This is a genomic window from Terribacillus saccharophilus (assembly GCF_046592895.1).
In the GTDB taxonomy this organism is placed as follows: Bacteria; Bacillota; Bacilli; order Bacillales; family Amphibacillaceae; genus Terribacillus; species Terribacillus saccharophilus_D.
On record NZ_JAWVPU010000002.1, the window covers coordinates 106,959 to 123,941 of the forward strand.

Annotated in this window: 19 protein-coding genes; 13 read left to right on the forward strand and 6 right to left on the reverse strand. The window is 46.0% G+C overall.

What is annotated here, in order from left to right; genetic code table 11:
* Nucleotides 1-29 precede the first annotated feature (29 nt).
* Complete coding sequence (locus SFC66_RS06220) at nt 30-335, forward strand: HNH endonuclease (RefSeq protein ID WP_411217855.1); 306 nt, start codon at nt 30-32, stop codon at nt 333-335.
* Here SFC66_RS06220 and rnhC read toward each other — a convergent pair.
* A complete protein-coding gene (gene rnhC, locus SFC66_RS06225; RefSeq protein ID WP_411217856.1) occupies nt 332-1,303 on the reverse strand; it encodes a ribonuclease HIII in 972 nt (323 codons plus the stop codon). The genes SFC66_RS06220 and rnhC overlap by 4 nt on opposite strands.
* 123 nt (nt 1,304-1,426) lie before the next feature.
* On the opposite strand from rnhC, the gene zapA reads away from it, so the two are divergent.
* The 8 genes from zapA to SFC66_RS06265 all read left to right on the forward strand — a co-directional run bounded on the left by zapA (nt 1,427) and on the right by SFC66_RS06265 (nt 9,631).
* Nucleotides 1,427-1,702 (forward strand): cell division protein ZapA, encoded by a 276-nt coding sequence (gene zapA / locus SFC66_RS06230; RefSeq protein ID WP_411217857.1) that lies wholly within the window; start codon nt 1,427-1,429, stop codon nt 1,700-1,702.
* Nucleotides 1,695-2,261 carry a CvpA family protein gene (locus SFC66_RS06235; RefSeq protein ID WP_411217858.1) on the forward strand — a complete coding sequence of 189 codons (567 nt, stop codon included), beginning with the start codon at nt 1,695-1,697 and terminating at the stop codon, nt 2,259-2,261. Before zapA ends, SFC66_RS06235 begins: the two co-directional genes overlap by 8 nt.
* Nucleotides 2,262-2,325: 64 nt before the next feature.
* Nucleotides 2,326-4,041, forward strand: coding sequence for a DNA polymerase/3'-5' exonuclease PolX (polX, locus tag SFC66_RS06240; protein WP_411217859.1), 1,716 nt, complete (start codon nt 2,326-2,328; stop codon nt 4,039-4,041).
* 24 nt (nt 4,042-4,065) lie between these two features.
* Complete coding sequence (locus tag SFC66_RS06245) at nt 4,066-6,408, forward strand: endonuclease MutS2 (protein WP_411217860.1); 2,343 nt, start codon at nt 4,066-4,068, stop codon at nt 6,406-6,408.
* A gap of 20 nt (nt 6,409-6,428) precedes the next feature.
* Complete coding sequence (locus tag SFC66_RS06250; RefSeq protein ID WP_038562084.1) at nt 6,429-6,833, forward strand: DUF350 domain-containing protein; 405 nt, start codon at nt 6,429-6,431, stop codon at nt 6,831-6,833.
* Between the two features lie 99 nt (nt 6,834-6,932).
* Complete coding sequence (trxA, locus tag SFC66_RS06255) at nt 6,933-7,247, forward strand: thioredoxin (protein WP_411217861.1); 315 nt, start codon at nt 6,933-6,935, stop codon at nt 7,245-7,247.
* A 78-nt stretch (nt 7,248-7,325) separates the two neighbouring features.
* Nucleotides 7,326-9,131, forward strand: a complete 1,806-nt coding sequence (gene uvrC / locus SFC66_RS06260) for an excinuclease ABC subunit UvrC (RefSeq protein WP_411217862.1) — start codon at nt 7,326-7,328, stop codon at nt 9,129-9,131.
* A gap of 59 nt (nt 9,132-9,190) precedes the next feature.
* Nucleotides 9,191-9,631, forward strand: a complete 441-nt coding sequence (locus SFC66_RS06265) for a YxiJ family protein (RefSeq protein ID WP_411217863.1) — start codon at nt 9,191-9,193, stop codon at nt 9,629-9,631.
* Nucleotides 9,632-9,771: 140 nt separating this feature from the next.
* Here SFC66_RS06265 and SFC66_RS06270 read toward each other — a convergent pair whose 3' ends face one another.
* Nucleotides 9,772-10,215 (reverse strand): YslB family protein, encoded by a 444-nt coding sequence (locus tag SFC66_RS06270; RefSeq protein WP_411217864.1) that lies wholly within the window; start codon nt 10,213-10,215, stop codon nt 9,772-9,774.
* Nucleotides 10,216-10,534: 319 nt separating this feature from the next.
* Here SFC66_RS06270 and SFC66_RS06275 point away from each other — a divergent pair, with 319 nt between their 5' ends.
* The 4 genes from SFC66_RS06275 (at nt 10,535) to SFC66_RS06290 (ending at nt 14,098) form a co-directional block, all read left to right on the forward strand.
* The gene (locus tag SFC66_RS06275; RefSeq protein ID WP_411217865.1) at nt 10,535-11,155 is read left to right on the forward strand and encodes a succinate dehydrogenase cytochrome b558 subunit; all 621 of its coding nucleotides are present in this window, start codon (nt 10,535-10,537) and stop codon (nt 11,153-11,155) included.
* Between the two features lie 32 nt (nt 11,156-11,187).
* Nucleotides 11,188-12,957, forward strand: a complete 1,770-nt coding sequence (gene sdhA / locus SFC66_RS06280; protein ID WP_411217866.1) for a succinate dehydrogenase flavoprotein subunit — start codon at nt 11,188-11,190, stop codon at nt 12,955-12,957.
* A complete protein-coding gene (sdhB, locus tag SFC66_RS06285) occupies nt 12,957-13,733 on the forward strand; it encodes a succinate dehydrogenase iron-sulfur subunit (RefSeq protein ID WP_411217867.1) in 777 nt (258 codons plus the stop codon). Before sdhA ends, sdhB begins: the two co-directional genes overlap by 1 nt.
* Before the next feature lie 122 nt (nt 13,734-13,855).
* Nucleotides 13,856-14,098 carry an ATPase gene (locus SFC66_RS06290; RefSeq protein ID WP_411217868.1) on the forward strand — a complete coding sequence of 81 codons (243 nt, stop codon included), beginning with the start codon at nt 13,856-13,858 and terminating at the stop codon, nt 14,096-14,098.
* Nucleotides 14,099-14,170: 72 nt separating this feature from the next.
* Here SFC66_RS06290 and SFC66_RS06295 read toward each other — a convergent pair whose 3' ends face one another.
* The 4 genes from SFC66_RS06295 to SFC66_RS06310 all read right to left on the reverse strand — a co-directional run bounded on the left by SFC66_RS06295 (nt 14,171) and on the right by SFC66_RS06310 (nt 16,574).
* Nucleotides 14,171-14,701, reverse strand: coding sequence for a TetR/AcrR family transcriptional regulator (locus tag SFC66_RS06295; RefSeq protein WP_411217869.1), 531 nt, complete (start codon nt 14,699-14,701; stop codon nt 14,171-14,173).
* The gene (locus tag SFC66_RS06300; protein WP_411217870.1) at nt 14,694-15,401 is read right to left on the reverse strand and encodes an MBL fold metallo-hydrolase; all 708 of its coding nucleotides are present in this window, start codon (nt 15,399-15,401) and stop codon (nt 14,694-14,696) included. Before SFC66_RS06300 ends, SFC66_RS06295 begins: the two co-directional genes overlap by 8 nt.
* A 395-nt stretch (nt 15,402-15,796) precedes the next feature.
* On the reverse strand, nt 15,797-15,964 hold the full coding sequence (locus SFC66_RS06305; protein WP_411217871.1) for a hypothetical protein: 168 nt from the start codon (nt 15,962-15,964) through the stop codon (nt 15,797-15,799).
* Between the two features lie 157 nt (nt 15,965-16,121).
* Nucleotides 16,122-16,574 carry a DinB family protein gene (locus tag SFC66_RS06310; protein ID WP_411217872.1) on the reverse strand — a complete coding sequence of 151 codons (453 nt, stop codon included), beginning with the start codon at nt 16,572-16,574 and terminating at the stop codon, nt 16,122-16,124.
* Between the last annotated feature and the right edge of the window lie 409 nt (nt 16,575-16,983).

The window sequence follows — 16,983 nt, forward strand, 5'->3', positions numbered from 1 at the left end:
CCATACTGTTAACAAGCGAGGGGATGAAGATGGCAAGGCAGCAAACAGGCAGATGCGAGCTATGCGGTCGGGATGAGGTCACCTTGACAGAGCATCATCTGGTTCCGAAAGAAATGGGCGGAACGTTTTTGGATACGGCTATGATCTGTATTCCATGTCATAAACAAATCCATGCTTTGTATACGAATGAAGAGCTTGCGGCCCGGCTTTGTTCACTGGAAGCACTCAGAACGGATGAGAAACTGTCCAAATATATTAAATGGATCCGCAAGCAGCCGGCGGGCAGGCTGGTGCGGACCCGGAAATCCAATAGTCGCCGCGGATATGGACGTTAAACGTACTTTTCCGCTTTGACGCTGTTGGCGAAATGCATTTTTGTGAATACTGGCAAGGCTTGGCGCCCGTGTGTCCGGATGAGGCGGCCGGCTGCTTGGTCGACAGCGGCACTCGCTCCTTTGGGAATGGTGAATCCTGCTTGCTTGGACAGTTTATCCATTTCTTTGATGAAGCTGGCACGCGAAATGATGGAAGCTGCGGCAACTGCAAGGGAATGGCTTTCTGCCTTTGTCATGAAGTAGGCATTCTGCTGCAGTCTTTCTCCTTCCGTTGCAAGATGCTTGATGTATGTTGCGGGAAGCTGAAACTGGTCAATCAGTATTCCTTCCGGCTTTGTCGGTGCCAATTTGGCAAGCAGCTTCTGGATGGCGTGATGGTGCAGCATCGTCTTCATCTTCCCCTGTGACCAGCCACGCTGCTGCAGCTGATTGTACTTTTCATTGCGCATCACAAGCAAGGAGTAAGGAAGCTCCACATGCATCAGATCTTTGGCTATACGCTGAATCGCATCATCTTTCAAAAGCTTGGAGTCTTTGACGCCGAGCTCTTTCAAAAGAGCGAACTGGCTTTGATCTACATACACACTCGCTACCGTGATCGGACCGAAGAAGTCTCCGGTACCGGCTTCATCCGAGCCGATGTGAGAAGAAGTGAATAAAGCCGGAGCAGGAGCGTATCTGTGATCATTAACACTTGGTTTTGGGCCTGCGGGTCCCTTAGGCCCAGGATGCTTGTGCTCCTTGACACCTGGTTTCGGACCTGCTGGGGCACTTCCCCATTTATCTGCTTCCTTTTCCGGATTTTTACCCTGGAAAAGGACTTTTCCTGATTTATAAGCGGTAATGGAGCAGCCTGGCGTCTTTGCTGAAAAGACTGCCCCTGGAGGCGCTGCTTTTTCGGCGGATCTGTAAGTTTCCTTCATTTGCTGGATTGTATCAAGCGCTAATTGCAAAACGATTTGTCCCACGTTCATCTCTCCAATCTGACAATTAGTATAGCATGCCGCCCGCGTATACAGAATAGTTTCCTAAATCGACACCTTCATGTTAATATTAAGATTAGTATTATAGAAGAAGTGAGGGGGGATAACGTGTCCCAGTCAGATAAAACACGTGTTACGGTGGAGATACATAACCGCTCCTATACAATTGTCGGACAAGAGCCAGCACATCGCATGCGCATGGTGGCGAGCCTTGTCGATCAGAAGATGTCGGAGATCGCAGCAGCGAACCCGAATCTTGATACCGCTAAACTGGCTGTCTTGACAGCTGTCAATACAACGAATGATTATTTGAAACTGAAAGAAGACTATGCACAATTGCTAGGCTCTATCACAAGGAAAGAGGCAAGAAAGGATAATGATTGATTTACTCATCATCGCCTTGCTCATATTCGGCGTTTTTGTCGGCTTGAAGCGGGGCTTCATCATGCAGCTGTTCCACTTGGCAAGCTTTATCGTATCATTCATTGTAGCAGCTGTTTATTATGATCAACTTGCACCAAAGCTCGAGTTATGGATCCCATATCCGGATGTATCATCCGATGGTGTCTGGTCCAATATATTCGGAGCTGTGCCGCTTGATCAAGTTTTCTACAATGCGATTGCGTTCGCAATCCTTTTCTTCGCGACGAAGATAGTTTTGCATATCATCGGATCGATGCTCGATTTCATAGCAGATCTGCCGATATTGCGTTCTGTCAATAAGCTTCTTGGCGGCGCACTGGGATTCGTTGAAATCTACCTGCTTGTATTTGTGATTTTGTATTTATCGGTATTGCTGCCGATCACGCCAATGCAGGAAGCACTGGACAAGTCCATACTCGCAGCGTGGATCGTCGAGCATACACCATATATTTCAGGCGAAATAAAGGATCTATGGCTGAACCATGTTGCAAATAAATTACCCATCCAGTTGATGGGCTAAAATGCTTAACCCTTGCGGCATCTTGCGCAAGGGTTTTCTACCTTGTTTTGGAGGGATGAGACAAATGGCTATCAATAAAAAAGACGTTGTGAAATTACTTGAAACAATCGCAATTTATCTTGAGCTAAAAGGGGAAAATACATTCAAGGTATCCGCTTACCGAAAAGCAGCGGCAGCGCTGGAAGCAAATGATCAATCCATTGACGAAATCAGCGACTTCACTGCACTGAATGGCATTGGCAAAGGGACTGCAGCTGTCATTGAAGAATATATCAAAGACGGACAATCCGATACGCTGCGTCAGCTGCAGGAAGAAGTGCCGGAAGGGCTCGTTCCTTTGCTTGACTTGCCTGGTCTTGGCGGGAAGAAGCTAGCCAAGTTGTATCAAGAGCTAGGTGTGATTGATGCGGCAAGCTTGAAAGAAGCGGTTGAATCAGGTAAAGTCGCATCGTTGAGCGGATTCGGAAAGAAATCAGCTGAAAAGATATTGGACGGCCTTGCCAATGTGGGATCCAGACCAGAACGTATCCCGGTTGCAATCATGCTGCCGCTTGCCGAAAAAATCGAAACCTTCCTGAATTCATTGGAAAACATCGAGCAATACGCCCGCGCTGGCAGCCTGCGCCGCATGCAGGAGACGGTGAAGGATCTGGATTATATCATAGCAACCAATGATCCAAGCAGCGTCCAGGAACAGCTGCTCACAATCGATAATTTAAAAGAGGTCATAGCCAAAGGTGACACAAAAGTATCGGTAACTTTAGAAGAAGGCTATGACATAAATGTTGACTTCCGCATGATCGAACCAGCAGCATTTGCTACAACGCTGCATCACTTTACAGGATCTGCAGACCATAATGTCGCCTTGCGTCAGCTGGCGAAAAAACGTGGCGAGCGCATCAGTGAATATGGTGTAGAGGATGTGGAGACGGGAAAACTGACAACATTCCAATCGGAACAAGATTTCTTCAAACACTTCGGTTTAACCTTCATCCCGCCTGAAGTCAGGGAAGCCCAGGGTGAACTGGAAAGCTTTAAACAAGAAATGCCGCTCATCCAGCTTTCTGATATCAGGGGAGATTTGCATATGCACTCGACATGGAGCGATGGCGCCCAGTCGATTGAACAGATGGCAAAGCAGGCGATGGAACTTGGTTATTCTTATATCGCAATCACCGATCACTCCAAATATCTCAAAGTAGCGAATGGCTTGGATGAGAAGCGGCTGCGCAAACAGCGGGAAGAAATCGAACGCATCAATGCTCTATATCCAGATTTTCATATTTTTGCAGGAGTCGAAATGGACATCCTGCCTGATGCCCGTTTGGATTTTGACGATGACTTCCTGACAGAGATGGACTATGTCATCGGAGCGATTCACTCCAGCTTTACACAGTCAGCAGATCAAATCAAAGAACGCCTGACCGCAGCACTTGAGCATCCGAATGTGAATGTGATTGCGCACCCGACCGGACGCTTGATTGGCAGAAGAGCAGGATATGCGGCAGATCCGGAATGGCTGATTGAAAAAGCTGCCGAGACAGGTACAGTCATTGAGTTGAATGCCAATCCTAACCGTCTGGATTTGTCATGGACTTATTTGAAAAAAGCACAGGAGCTTGGTGTGAAGATTGCGGTGAACACCGATGCACACAGCTATGCTACGCTTTCCTTCATGGAAGTCGGGGTGGCGATGGCACGTAAAGGCTGGCTGAAACCGGAGACTGTCATCAATACATGGTCCAAAGAACAATTGATGAAACTTTTTCAGCGCACATAACAGCTTGAAAAGTGGGGGGAAAACATGAATAAACGAATATTCCGTGTACTGGAATTCGATAGAATCATACAGAAATTGAGCGAACAGGCAGCGTCCACTCTGGGTAAGAAAAGAGTCTTGCAAATAGCTCCGGCAACGGATTTGGAAACAGTGGAACAGCTGCAGGCAGAAACTGATGAAGCAGCTTCGATTGTCCGGCTGCACGGCGGTATACCGCTTGGCGGCATTTATGATATCCATGCAAGTGTCAAGCGCGCTGTCATCGGCGGTATTTTGAACGCCAACGAGTGTTTGGATATTGCCAGTACGATTTATGGCGGAAAGAACTTGAAGCATTTCATCGAGGAACTGGAAGAGCCTGAGCTGCCGATCATCCGCAGCCTTGTCGATCAGCTTGTCTCGCTGAGTGATTTGGAACGCCATATCAAAAGTGCCATCGATGATCACGGCCGTGTGATGGATAGCGCTTCTGAACGGCTTCGCGGGATTCGTTCCAAGATCCGTACGAACGAAAGCCGGGTAAGGGAAAAACTCGAGTCCTATACAAGATCCAAAAGCAAGATGCTGTCGGACTCGATCATCACGATACGTAATGACCGTTATGTGCTGCCGGTTAAACAGGAATACCGCGGCGCCATCGGCGGAATCGTCCATGATCAGTCTTCTTCCGGACAGACACTCTTCATGGAGCCGCAAGCTGTAGTTGATTTGAATAACCAGCTGCAGGAAGCAAGGTCACAGGAAAAAGCGGAAATCGAGCGTATCTTGAAGGAAATCAGCATGCGTGTCGCTGAAGATGAAGCAATCCTTTTGACCAATATCGATATCCTCGGACAGATCGATTTCATTTCGGCACGTGCAAAACTTGGTTCCGTCATGCGCTGTTCGATGCCGAAAATGAACGACAAAGGCATCATTCATTTAAAACAGGCAAGACATCCGCTGATCGACCAGGACCAAGTTGTGGCGAATGACATCGACCTTGGCGAGGATTATTCGACAATCGTCATCACAGGTCCGAATACAGGTGGTAAGACGGTCACAATCAAAACTATCGGTTTGTTTACTCTGATGGCACAATCCGGTCTTCAAGTACCAGCGCTGGATGGTGGGGAAATGGCCGTCTTCACGGAAGTATTTGCCGACATCGGTGATGAACAATCCATTGAGCAGAGCCTGAGTACGTTCAGCTCGCATATGGTGAACATCGTTGATATACTCAAGCAAGTCGATCACAGGTCGCTTGTGCTATTCGATGAACTTGGAGCCGGAACCGACCCGCAGGAAGGCGCGGCACTTGCCATGAGCATCCTTGACGAAACGATCACACGCGGTGCGACTGTTGTTGCAACGACACACTATCCCGAACTGAAGGCTTATGGCTATAATCGCGACCGTGTCGTTAATGCAAGCGTGGAGTTTGACGTAGAGACATTGCGGCCGACATATCGCTTGCTCATCGGTGTACCTGGCCGCAGTAACGCCTTCGAAATCTCCAGACGTCTCGGATTGAAAGAATCGATCATCGATAGTGCCAAAGAATTGATCGGCACCGATTCGAAAAGTGTGGAAAACATGATCGCATCTCTGGAAACATCACGCCGGGAAGCAGAGCACGATTATGAAACTGCAAGAGCACAGCTTGAAGAAGCAGAGAAATTGAAACGCGACTTGGAGCAGCAGTGGCAGGAATTCGATGCCAAGCGTGAACGCTTGTACCAGAAAGCCGAAGAAAAAGCAGCCAAAGCTGTCGAACAAGCCAGGGAGGAAGCAGAAGAAATCGTTGCTTCCCTGCGGACGATGAAAAACCAAGCAAGCGTCAAAGAACACGAAATCATCGAAGCCCGCAAACGGCTCGAAGATGCTTCTCCTGAGCTTGCCAAAAAAGGCACAAAAGCAGCTCCGCAAACGAAGGAATCCAAACAGCTATTACCTGGTGACGAAGTACTACTGCTCACACTTGGACAAAAAGGAACCGTCGTCGAGAAAGTCAGCGACAAAGAATATTTGCTCCAAATTGGAATTATGAAAATAAAAGCGAAACGAAAAGACATCGAATTCGTAAAGAGACAGGACGTATTAAAAGAAAAGCCAGTTGCAACCGTAAAAGGCTCCGCCTATCATGTGAGCACGGAACTGGATTTACGCGGGGAGCGATACGAAGATGCATTGCGCCGCGTCGAAAAATATGTGGATGATGCGCTTTTGGCAGGGTACCCGCATGTATCGATCATCCATGGCAAGGGAACGGGTGCACTGCGGACAGGCGTGCAGGAATTCGCCAAACGTCATCGTGCAGTGAAAAATTATCGTTCCGGCGGCATGAGTGAAGGCGGAACCGGTGTGACTGTGCTTGAATTTCAGTGATGAGCGGGGGAATTCGGGTGATGGAGTCATTTTGGGAAAATACGATCGTGCTGACAGCTGCACGCTATAGTGTGGCTGTACTGAGCATCATCGTGTTCATGGCTATTTTCGAGCTGGTGACTTCCTACAAGAACTGGGAAGAAATTCGCCGCGGGAATTTGTCTGTTGCGATGGCAACAGGCGGTAAGATGTTTGGTATTGCAAATGTACTGCGCTTTTCCTATGAGCATAATGACGGCATATTGCAAAGCATCATGTGGAGCTCCATCGGTTTTGTCATGCTGCTGATCGGGTATTTCATTTTTGAATTCCTGACACCAACATACAAAATCGATACAGAGATAGCCAATGATAATCGCGCTGTCGGATTTATATCGCTTGTTATTTCGGTAGGATTATCTTATGTTATAGGAGCAAGTATTTAGCAAAATGTTTAGGATTGGGTGCTTCTAAGCAAACTAGTAGCGTTCCAGACTGCAGCAGTGCTATACTCGATGAAAGCTTTTATTTAGGAGGAATGTAATATGGCAATTGTAAATGCTACGGATGCAAACTTTAACACAGAAACTGGTCAAGGACTTGTCCTTGCTGACTTTTGGGCAACTTGGTGCGGCCCTTGTAAAATGATCGCACCTGTATTGGAAGAAATCGACGGCGAAATGAGCGATAAAGTTAAAATCGTTAAATTGGACGTTGATGAAAACCAAGCAACTGCCGGTAAATTCGGCGTTATGAGCATCCCGACATTGCTTCTATTCAAAGATGGCGAAGTTGTGGACCAAGTGATCGGCTACCAGCCAAAAGAAGCACTTGTAGAACTAGTTAACAAACACGCGTAAGCATAGACTCCAGATCCCTTGCTGCAATCCTGCAGCAAGGGTTCCTTTATGTAAAGCACTGGAAAAAGGGGAAAGCGAATGAACAAGACGATTACTGATAAACTCGCTGTTCTGCCGCCGCAGCCTGGCTGTTATCTGATGAAGGATAAAAATGGGACGGTCATTTATGTCGGAAAGTCCAAGCTCCTCCGCAACCGCGTGCGCTCTTATTTCACCGGTGCACACGACCGTAAGACACAGCGTCTTGTCGCGGAGATCGTGGATTTCGAATATATTGTCACCTCCTCCGAAATCGAAGCACTCATCCTTGAAATGAATTTGATCAAAAAATATGATCCGAAATATAACATCCTCTTGAAGGATGATAAAACATATCCTTATTTGAAAATCACAGCAGAAGAACAGCCACGATTGTTGGTGACACGAAAAGTGAAAAAAGATAAAGGCAAATACTTCGGTCCGTATCCGAACGTCATCGCAGCACGTGAGACGAAGAAGCTGCTGGACAGACTGTATCCGCTGCGCAAATGCAACACGATGCCGGACCGCGTTTGCTTGTATTACCACATGCATCAATGCCTTGGACCTTGTGTCTATCCTGTCTCACAGGAGACCAATCGGAATATCGTACAAAACATCACGACATTCCTGAACGGCGGGCATCATCAAATCAAGAAAGACTTGCAGCAAAAGATGCAAGAAGCTTCTGAAGAGCTCGATTTCGAACGAGCAAAGGAACTCAGGGATCAAATCCAGCATATCGAGTCTGTCATGGAGCAGCAGAAGATGACATTGACAGATCAGACAGACCGCGATGTATTCGGTTTTGCTTACGATAAAGGATGGATGTGTGTCCAAGTATTCTTCATCCGTCAAGGCAAGCTGATCGAACGTGATGTGAGCATGTTCCCATTCTTCGATGAACCGGAAGAAACTTTCCTTACCTTTGTCGGACGTTTCTATCTGCACCAGAATCATTTGCTGCCGAAACAAGTGCTTGTACCGATCGGCACGAATGTAGAGGGATTGCAGCAGCTCCTGGAAACGGATGTCGCCATTCCGTATCGCGGCCGGAAAAAAGAACTTGTGGAGCTTGCGCATAAGAATGCAAAAATCGCTATCAAAGAAAAATTCTCGCTGATCGAGCGGGACGAGGACCGCACCATCAAAGCGGTCGAATCGCTTGGAGAAAAGCTCAATATTGCGACACCGCATCGCATCGAAGCTTTTGATAACTCCAATATCCAAGGTTCCGACCCGGTGTCGGCGATGATCGTCTTCACCGACGGACGTCCTGACAAGAAAGAATACCGCAAGTACAAGATACGTGATGTAAAAGGACCCGATGACTATGATACGATGCGGGAAGTCATCCGCAGACGTTATAAACGGGTGCTGCAGGATAATCTGCCATTGCCCGACCTGATTGTCATCGATGGTGCAAAGGGGCAGATGAGTGCGGCTATTGAGGTATTGGAAGATGAATTGGGACTGGACATTCCCGTCTGTGGTCTTGCCAAAGATGATAAGCACCGGACAAGTGAATTATTATACGGCACGCCGCCGCAAATCGTCGACTTTGATCGGAACGCCCAGGACTTTTACTTGGTGCAGCGTATCCAGGATGAAGTCCACCGCTTTGCCATCAGCTTCCACCGCCAGCTGCGCGGCAAGAGTGCCATCAAATCGAAGCTCGATGATATACCAGGTGTAGGGGAGAAACGCAGAAGACTGCTGATGCGTCACTTCAAGTCCGTACCGGCAATCCAGGCAGCGACTATCGAAGAGATTGCAAAACTGGGCATACCGGCACCGACTGCACAAGTTATTTTGAACCATTTGAATACACCTGCTGAAACAGCAGAAGACGAACAGGAAGAATAGAAAGAACAGAACTAGGCCTCGGTAAAGAGGTCTAGTTTCTTTTTAACTGGGAGGTTTTAATGGAAGATTATAAGTATCTAAAAAAGCCTATGCTTGATACATATTTTCAACAGCTCTTATATATCGTTCAAACCGAAAGATGGCCGGCCATAATGGGAGAAATACTGGCACAGCATGAGCTAAGAACAGCTTACCCTCGCAGAGACTTTATTCGTATGATGGGAAGTGAGAAACTGCCAGAAGAAGCCGATCATCTGGACTGGCTTTCGTATTGGTCTGACATCTGCGGGTTTGTATCCATCATAAGTTCTAAAGGGCGATTGACTTCCAGGCATAGAAGCTATTTAGGAGAAAGTTTTTTTGATAGACATCCTATTTGGCACTCTTATCAAGACAAATTCCATCATTATAAAGAGTTCGATTTTTATTATAAAGAACATGAGAAATTACGCTTTTATATATTGTTTTTTGTGTATCAGCAGCAAAAAAGCAGCATCTGATAATTCGTAAAATAAAAGTAACGAAAAAGGGAGATTGTCCGTTCACAATGGAACCGGGCAATCTCCCTTTTTTTGTAATATCGAAAAAACAGACCATGATTTATTAATTCAGTTGACTCTTTAAAAACAGTTGATCAACTTTAGTCTTCCTTGGCAAAATACACATTGAACTGCACATATTCCTTCTTCGGCACGTTTTCATCCACGCATTCACAAACAAGCTCCTTGATCTGCTCGATGCTTGCAGCGAGGAAGCCTGCTTCCAGCCGGTATTCCTGACCGAGGCCGACTTTCCATCTATGTACAATTGGTGCTCCGGACAGTTCGAATGTGATCTCGTGACGTTTTTGTTTGACAAGGTTAAGGTTTCCCCAGCCCATCTGAATGAAAAAGTCCTCGATTTCTTCCATGGACGCCGGTTTTACTTGCCGGGCCAGCTTCTTGCCCAATACATAGAGAATGGAGGAGGAATCCTCACCTAATAACTCTGGTATACTGACGAAACGCAATATGTCGTGGCCGGCTCCGTGGGTGATGAGCTGTTCCATATAATCCTTGCCGAATTGTTGCATTTTCTTTTGCATGCATGTCTTCCTTTCCCGCCTTGTTGCAATTACAAAGTATCTTTATTCACTTTAACACGAAAAGCAGTTAAATCGCCAATGTCTTTTGGCTGAAATACCAATGTTTATCTACATGCTGATTCTTGTTTTTCATCCCTGTATTTAAATAAAATAAAAAAAGAGATTAGTAAATTTTTTAAAGCGTTTTCTTGACGCCTAATTTTGATAGTTATACAATAATATTGTTAATAACGGATTTTAGTTTTCTATCGATCATCATTTAATCGAATATGAAAACGCAATCATTCTGTTAAATCAGAGAGCTACTGAGGGGGTACGTATGAAGGAGAATCGAGAATTTTTCTACCGCAGGCTTCATTCGTTGTTGGGTGTCATTCCGATCGGGATCTTCCTTATCCAGCACTTGGTGATCAACCACTTTGCTGCATACGGAAGCGGCAGCTTCAATACAGCTGCAGGGTTCATGCATAACCTGCCATTCCGCTTTGTGCTGGAATGGGTAGTCATCTACATACCGATCCTGTACCATGCCATTCTCGGTGTGTACATCGTGCTGACAAGCAAGAACAATACAAGGAGATACGGATACTTCCGTAATCTGATGTTCCTGCTGCAGCGAATCACTGGTATAGTGACACTTATTTTCATCGCATGGCATGTTTATCAAACACGCGTCATCACGATCTTCACACAGGAAACAATTGATTTCAATTTCATGGAAGCGATACTGACTCAGCCATTTTTCTTCTGGTTTTACTTGGTCGGCGTCATTTCCACCACGTTCCACTTCGCGAACGGCTTATGGAGCTTCCTGGTCACTTGGGGCATCACGGTCACTCCTCGTTCCCAGCGAATCGCGACATATGCGACGCTGCTTGTATTCCTTGGCGTAACGTATTTGGGGGTACGCTCATTGCTGGCATTCAGCATGGGTGTATAAGACAGCCGCTTTAAGAGAGGGGACTTAAAGAAATGAGTAAAAGAAATATAGTTGTAGTCGGCGGGGGACTAGCTGGCTTGATGGCAACCATCAAAGCAGCAGAAGCCGGCGTTCATGTAGATTTATTATCCATTGTTCCGGTAAAACGATCACACTCTGTTTGTGCACAAGGAGGCATTAATGGAGCGGTAAATACAAAAGGGGAAGGCGACTCCACTTTCGAGCACTTCGACGACACGGTCTATGGCGGCGATTTCCTTGCCAATCAAGGACCGGTCAAAGGGATGTGTGACGCTGCACCGAGCATCATCCATATGCTGGACCGGATGGGCGTCATGTTTAACCGGACACCAGAAGGATTGCTTGATTTCCGCCGTTTCGGGGGCACGCAGTATCACCGGACAGCATATGCCGGAGCGACGACTGGTCAGCAGCTATTATATGCACTTGATGAGCAGGTGCGCCGCTATGAAACAGCTGGACTTGTCACGAAATATGAAGGCTGGGAATTCGTTCATGCCATCATCGATGAGGAAGGTATCGGACGCGGCATCCTGACGCAGAACATCCAATCCCATGAATTGCGCGCCATCAGGGCGGATGCTGTCATCATGGCAACAGGCGGCCCTGGCATCATCTTCGGTAAATCGACGAACTCCATCATCAACACTGGTTCTGCAGCTGGTGCATTGTATGAACAAGGTGCAATTTATGCGAATGGAGAGTTCATCCAGATCCACCCAACAGCAATACCCGGCGATGATAAGCTCCGCCTGATGAGTGAATCAGCTCGCGGGGAAGGCGGACGTGTCTGGACATATAAAGACGGGGAGCCTTGGTACTTCCTCGAAGAAAAATATCCGGCATACGGTAACCTCGTACCTCGTGATATCGCAACGCGTGAGATTTTCGATGTATGTGTGAATCAGAAACTCGGCATCAATGGCGAGAACATGGTTTACCTGGACTTGTCCCATAAAGATCCGAAAGAGCTGGATGTCAAACTGGGCGGTATCATCGAAATTTATGAGAAGTTCGCAGGTGATGATCCGCGCAAGGTACCGATGAAGATCTTCCCAGCAGTTCATTACAGTATGGGCGGTCTTTGGATCAGCGATGACCAAATGACGAATATCCCAGGCATCTTTGCAGCAGGGGAATGTGATTATTCCCAGCACGGCGCGAACCGTCTTGGAGCGAACTCCCTTCTGTCCGCGATTTACGGCGGAATGGTCGCCGGCCCGAATGCAATCAAATATATCGATGGCCTGGATAAGCATGCAGATGATATCTCCAGCAAACTATTCGATGATGCACTTGCCAAGGAGCAGGCGAATTTCGATAAAATGATCAAAATGGACGGCAAGGAAAATGCGTACAAGCTGCATCGTGAATTAGGGGAATGGATGACGGATAATGTGACGGTGGTCCGTGAGAACAGCAAGCTTCTCAAAACGGATGATAAGTTGCAGGAGCTGCAGGAACGCTGGAATCACATCAACATCCACGATACATCGCTTTGGAGCAACCAAGGCGTCATGTTCACCCGTCAGCTGAAAAATATGCTGCACTTGGCCCGTGTGATGACAATCGGAGCTTATCAGCGGAATGAAAGCCGCGGAGCTCATTATAAACCGGAATTCCCAGAACGTAATGATGAGGAATTCTTGAAAACAACGATGGCTCGATATGATGAATCCACCAACTCACCTGATATCTACTATGAAGAAGTCGACACTTCCTATATCGTGCCAAGAAAACGTGACTACAGCCAAGCGAAAGCGAAGGAGGCAAAAGCATAATGGAAGCGACGAAAACGAAACAAGAGATGATTACAATCATTGTGACGCGTCAAAACGATCCGAGCAGCGCTCCTTATGAAGAAACGTTCGAGGTACCATACCGGGAGAATATGAATGTCATTTCGGCTTTGATGGAAATCCGGAGAAACCCAGTGAATGCAGACGGTCAAGACACGACACCTATCTACTGGGATATGAACTGCTTGGAAGAGGTCTGCGGCGCTTGTTCCATGGTCATCAATGGAGAACCAAGACAATCCTGTGCAGCTTTGATCGACAAGCTGGAGCAGCCCATCCGTCTGGAGCCGATGTCAACATTCCCGATCATCCGGGACTTGGCCGTCGACCGCTCACAGATGTTTGACAGCCTGAAGAAAGTTAAAGCATGGGTACCGATCGATGGAACGTACGATCTCGGACCTGGCCCGCGGATGCCGGAGAAGAAACGGCAATGGGCTTATGAGCTTTCCAAGTGCATGACCTGCGGTGTGTGCCTGGAAGCTTGTCCTAACGTTAACGATAAATCGGACTTCATCGGGCCGGCACCGATTTCCCAAGTACGTCTTTTCAACGCTCACCCAACTGGCTCCATGAACAAAGCAGAACGACTGGAAGCATTGATGGGAGAAGGCGGCATCGGCAGCTGCGGTAACTCGCAGAACTGCGTGCAGGTTTGTCCAAAAGGCATACCATTGACAACGTCAATTGCCGAAATGAACCGGGCAACGAATATTCAATCGTTCAAGAACTTCTTTGGAAGTGATTCGAACTACTGAGACAACAAAACGGAACTCTCAAGCAGAGTTCCGTTTTGTTGTCTGTAAATGGTTTATTTTTACAGAAAAAGCGAATATAATATAACCAGAGCCAACGTCACTATAAGGAAAAGGGTGTCACAATGCATAAAAAGCAATTCTGGTTTCCTCTACTTGCATCGATACTAACAATAGTATTTTTGTATACTATCGGAAATTCATTTGATATCACTCTACTAAGCTGGACCTTCTATGAAACACATTCATCGGAAGAAGTCGTGTTTGAAGCAGGGGGATCTTTAATTCCAGTATTGATTGGTACCATAGTAGGTTTTATTACTGAAAAGGTAATGAAGAATAAGCAAAAAAATGAAATCATTGATTAAGTATATTGCTTACTGTTTCTTTACATCTTCCATCATCAGGACAGTACTTTTACAGTTTTGCCGGCAGTTAATTTACGATTGCAATCCTCTTTCAAATATATAAATCATTCTTTTCAATGAATCCTCCAAACTAACAGCAAGCTTGAATCCATCATGATTGTCTAGATCAATAAAACCATGCAGCATACTTCGGTAGCCGCGGATGGCATGAATTTTTTCCTCCTTTTCTAAATGATAAGGAAGAAAGGCATCACTTATTAGCTGCAGTATTGCATCGGCATATTCCCCGTTCCCTCCTGGCAGGGAAGAGACATATAAACCAGGGTTGTTCCTGCCGAATTGCACATAAGCCACTGCCAGTGACAATAATGGCTGGGTTCTCTTTTCTGTGCCTTTTAAAGCAATATAAAGCTGCTTCTGAGCAGCTTCGGCCATGCCTTGCTTGATTTCCTCCAAGTTCTTGAAATGATTGTATAGTGATGGAGGCTTTATTGTCAGTGAGCGGGCAATATTAGCCATCGTGACAGCTTGATAGCCATACTGTCCAGCTAAAGATAATGCGGTGTCTATGATCATCGTTTTGGTGAGCTGCATTCTAGGCATGTGTCTTTATCCTTTTTTCAGCGCGTAAAATGGCTTGCTTCATCATGGGAACAGGGGAGTGGAGCATATCACCGTGTCCGGTTGCCAAGATCTCAGGCTTCAGGTCAACCAGCTTTTGGGCAGATTGAATGGAACGCGCTTTATGCCACGTACCCCAGGCAGGGAATGGGAACAGCCATCTTATGTCACCGGATACCGCTAGCCCGCCCCGTACCTGAAAAGCATCACCTGCTAAAACTGCACCATTACGACGGTCATATAATGCTAATAAACCCGGCGAGTGTCCAGGTGAGGCTATCACTTCCAGTGAACCGACTCGATCGCCTTCGTCGAGGAACACATCTGGTACGGTCTTGATATTTTTAGGATAACTGCCTTTAATCGAATGGCCATCTTGTGTATTCATCTGATGTTGAAGTATATCCCATTCCATTTTTGACACCATGATTTCTGCATCAGGCAAAGCAGCATGCAAGCTGTCCAATGCTCCAATATGGTCAGCATGTGCATGTGTCAATACAATCCTTCTTATTGGTTTGCCGATTGTGCGGGCAGCTGAAAGAATGGCTTGTGCTGAAGATGGCATGGCTGCATCAACCAATGTTAAATCATCGTCCTCTTCGATAAGATAACAATTCACCGGAAATAATTGGGGCATGAAAGTCAGCTGATATAGATTGTCATGTTTTCGGATTCGCATGAAACACCCTCCAAACTAATAGTATTAGTTAAACTATAAACTAATACTATTAGTTTTTCAAGTCATTTTCCACTACATGGAAAATATGATGTTGCAAATACAAGCCAGAAGTTAAGGAGGGAGAGAATGTTCCACTCTAAAATGCACGTTTGGGGAGTGGCTTTACAGCTAATGACCGGAGCAATATACGAAAAACCTTTGTTACTTACTCATTAGACACTATGGAAATAAAATAGCATGATGGAAAGGAGAGACTGATTAGTCTTTCCATTTTTATGATTTGGGATAATTCTCACGAGGTCACTGTCTGGAGTAGCTGCTGTATATAAAAAAACAGGCAAGGAGCTCGTATTGATCACGGCTATTTGCCTGGAAGGGTTTGGATGGTTAGATGTTTACATCTCAACGATGAACCAGTGAATATTTACTGCAGTTTCTGCAATAAGCTGCTTTTTCATCAATTCGGCTTCCTCTTTTGTATCAAACAACTTACACATCGTGCTATTGGCTTCAGTCAGGCAGCGGACGGTATCCTTTTCTTCACGCATGATCACATACGCCATTTTAATCCCTCATTCACTATTTTCTAAGATGTGTTTAGAAGATTATATATCGGAGTTGGAATCTTGTATAGCAGTTTTTGTAAAAATATGAAAATAAAAAAGGGAATTTGTACTAGATGGGAAAAAACCTTACAGCAATGGAGCTGTAAGGTTTTGATTAACGGAAGAAAGGAAGGTCTGTTGCACCGACTAGACGGGCGTAAATGAATAATTGTCCTTTGTGATGAATTTCGTGATCATATATTGCTTGCAGATAAAGTTCTTTTTTACCCTGCATGCCAGGGATTTTGGCTTCATTTTGTAACGATAGTTCTTCATCCGTAATAGCATCGAAAGCTTGTGCTGTTTGATCCGTGAATTGCTTTACCACTTTCCTTAAATCATCCATTGTATTAACTTCAGGAAGATCAGGAGCCGACATTGTTTCTGTCTTGACCATTTTGACAAACATCTCACTAGATCCCGCTATGTGAAGAGCCAAGTCACGCAATGTCATTGCATTTTCCCATGGTTTGAAATCAAGATGTCCTTCTTGGATTTGGTCAAGCAGGCTGATCAGCACATTACGGTGCCGCAGCCAGTTTTCTTTCCAGTATGCTGTTTTGCTCATAAAACATTCTCCTTTAAATAAAGTCTTCTTCACTATAAACAAAAATCAGAGCCGTTGTCATGTTTGAAAGACTGAAGGGGTGGAGTAGCGTAACAGAAGTACTGTTTTTTCTCATTCACACGCCTCATCATCCTTATCCCGGTTAAACTTACGTTGGTAAGCAGGGTGGGAGCTGGCACACCGTCAGGGTATGTTTTTCTTAATGCAGTACAGTTGGCGAAATTTGTTGTCCTTCGGTTGGCTGTTTGTAGGTTCATCATTCGCATCCTGTTCAGTGGCACAGCCATTGAATCCGCGCTCCGTTGCATAGCCGTCGTCCTGCCAAATGCATCCACCAGAATTTAGGGCGGTTTTTTTCAGCTTCTTCGAAAGTGTCCAGGTATCTAGTATTTGACGGATAACAAATGAA

Excerpts from the sequence above, each read along its gene's own strand:
- SFC66_RS06220 (WP_411217855.1), top strand. The coding sequence starts at position 30 with ATGGCAAGGCAGCAAACAGGCAGATGCGAGCTATGCGGTCGGGATGAG.
- SFC66_RS06235 (WP_411217858.1), top strand. The coding sequence starts at position 1,695 with ATGATTGATTTACTCATCATCGCCTTGCTCATATTCGGCGTTTTTGTC.
- polX (WP_411217859.1), top strand. The coding sequence starts at position 2,326 with ATGGCTATCAATAAAAAAGACGTTGTGAAATTACTTGAAACAATCGCA.
- SFC66_RS06245 (WP_411217860.1), top strand. The coding sequence starts at position 4,066 with ATGAATAAACGAATATTCCGTGTACTGGAATTCGATAGAATCATACAG.
- SFC66_RS06250 (WP_038562084.1), top strand. The coding sequence starts at position 6,429 with ATGGAGTCATTTTGGGAAAATACGATCGTGCTGACAGCTGCACGCTAT.
- trxA (WP_411217861.1), top strand. The coding sequence starts at position 6,933 with ATGGCAATTGTAAATGCTACGGATGCAAACTTTAACACAGAAACTGGT.
- uvrC (WP_411217862.1), top strand. The coding sequence starts at position 7,326 with ATGAACAAGACGATTACTGATAAACTCGCTGTTCTGCCGCCGCAGCCT.
- SFC66_RS06265 (WP_411217863.1), top strand. The coding sequence starts at position 9,191 with ATGGAAGATTATAAGTATCTAAAAAAGCCTATGCTTGATACATATTTT.
- SFC66_RS06270 (WP_411217864.1), bottom strand. The coding sequence starts at position 10,215 with ATGCAAAAGAAAATGCAACAATTCGGCAAGGATTATATGGAACAGCTC.
- SFC66_RS06275 (WP_411217865.1), top strand. The coding sequence starts at position 10,535 with ATGAAGGAGAATCGAGAATTTTTCTACCGCAGGCTTCATTCGTTGTTG.
- sdhA (WP_411217866.1), top strand. The coding sequence starts at position 11,188 with ATGAGTAAAAGAAATATAGTTGTAGTCGGCGGGGGACTAGCTGGCTTG.
- sdhB (WP_411217867.1), top strand. The coding sequence starts at position 12,957 with ATGGAAGCGACGAAAACGAAACAAGAGATGATTACAATCATTGTGACG.
- SFC66_RS06290 (WP_411217868.1), top strand. The coding sequence starts at position 13,856 with ATGCATAAAAAGCAATTCTGGTTTCCTCTACTTGCATCGATACTAACA.
- SFC66_RS06295 (WP_411217869.1), bottom strand. The coding sequence starts at position 14,701 with ATGCCTAGAATGCAGCTCACCAAAACGATGATCATAGACACCGCATTA.
- SFC66_RS06300 (WP_411217870.1), bottom strand. The coding sequence starts at position 15,401 with ATGCGAATCCGAAAACATGACAATCTATATCAGCTGACTTTCATGCCC.
- SFC66_RS06305 (WP_411217871.1), bottom strand. The coding sequence starts at position 15,964 with ATGGCGTATGTGATCATGCGTGAAGAAAAGGATACCGTCCGCTGCCTG.
- SFC66_RS06310 (WP_411217872.1), bottom strand. The coding sequence starts at position 16,574 with ATGAGCAAAACAGCATACTGGAAAGAAAACTGGCTGCGGCACCGTAAT.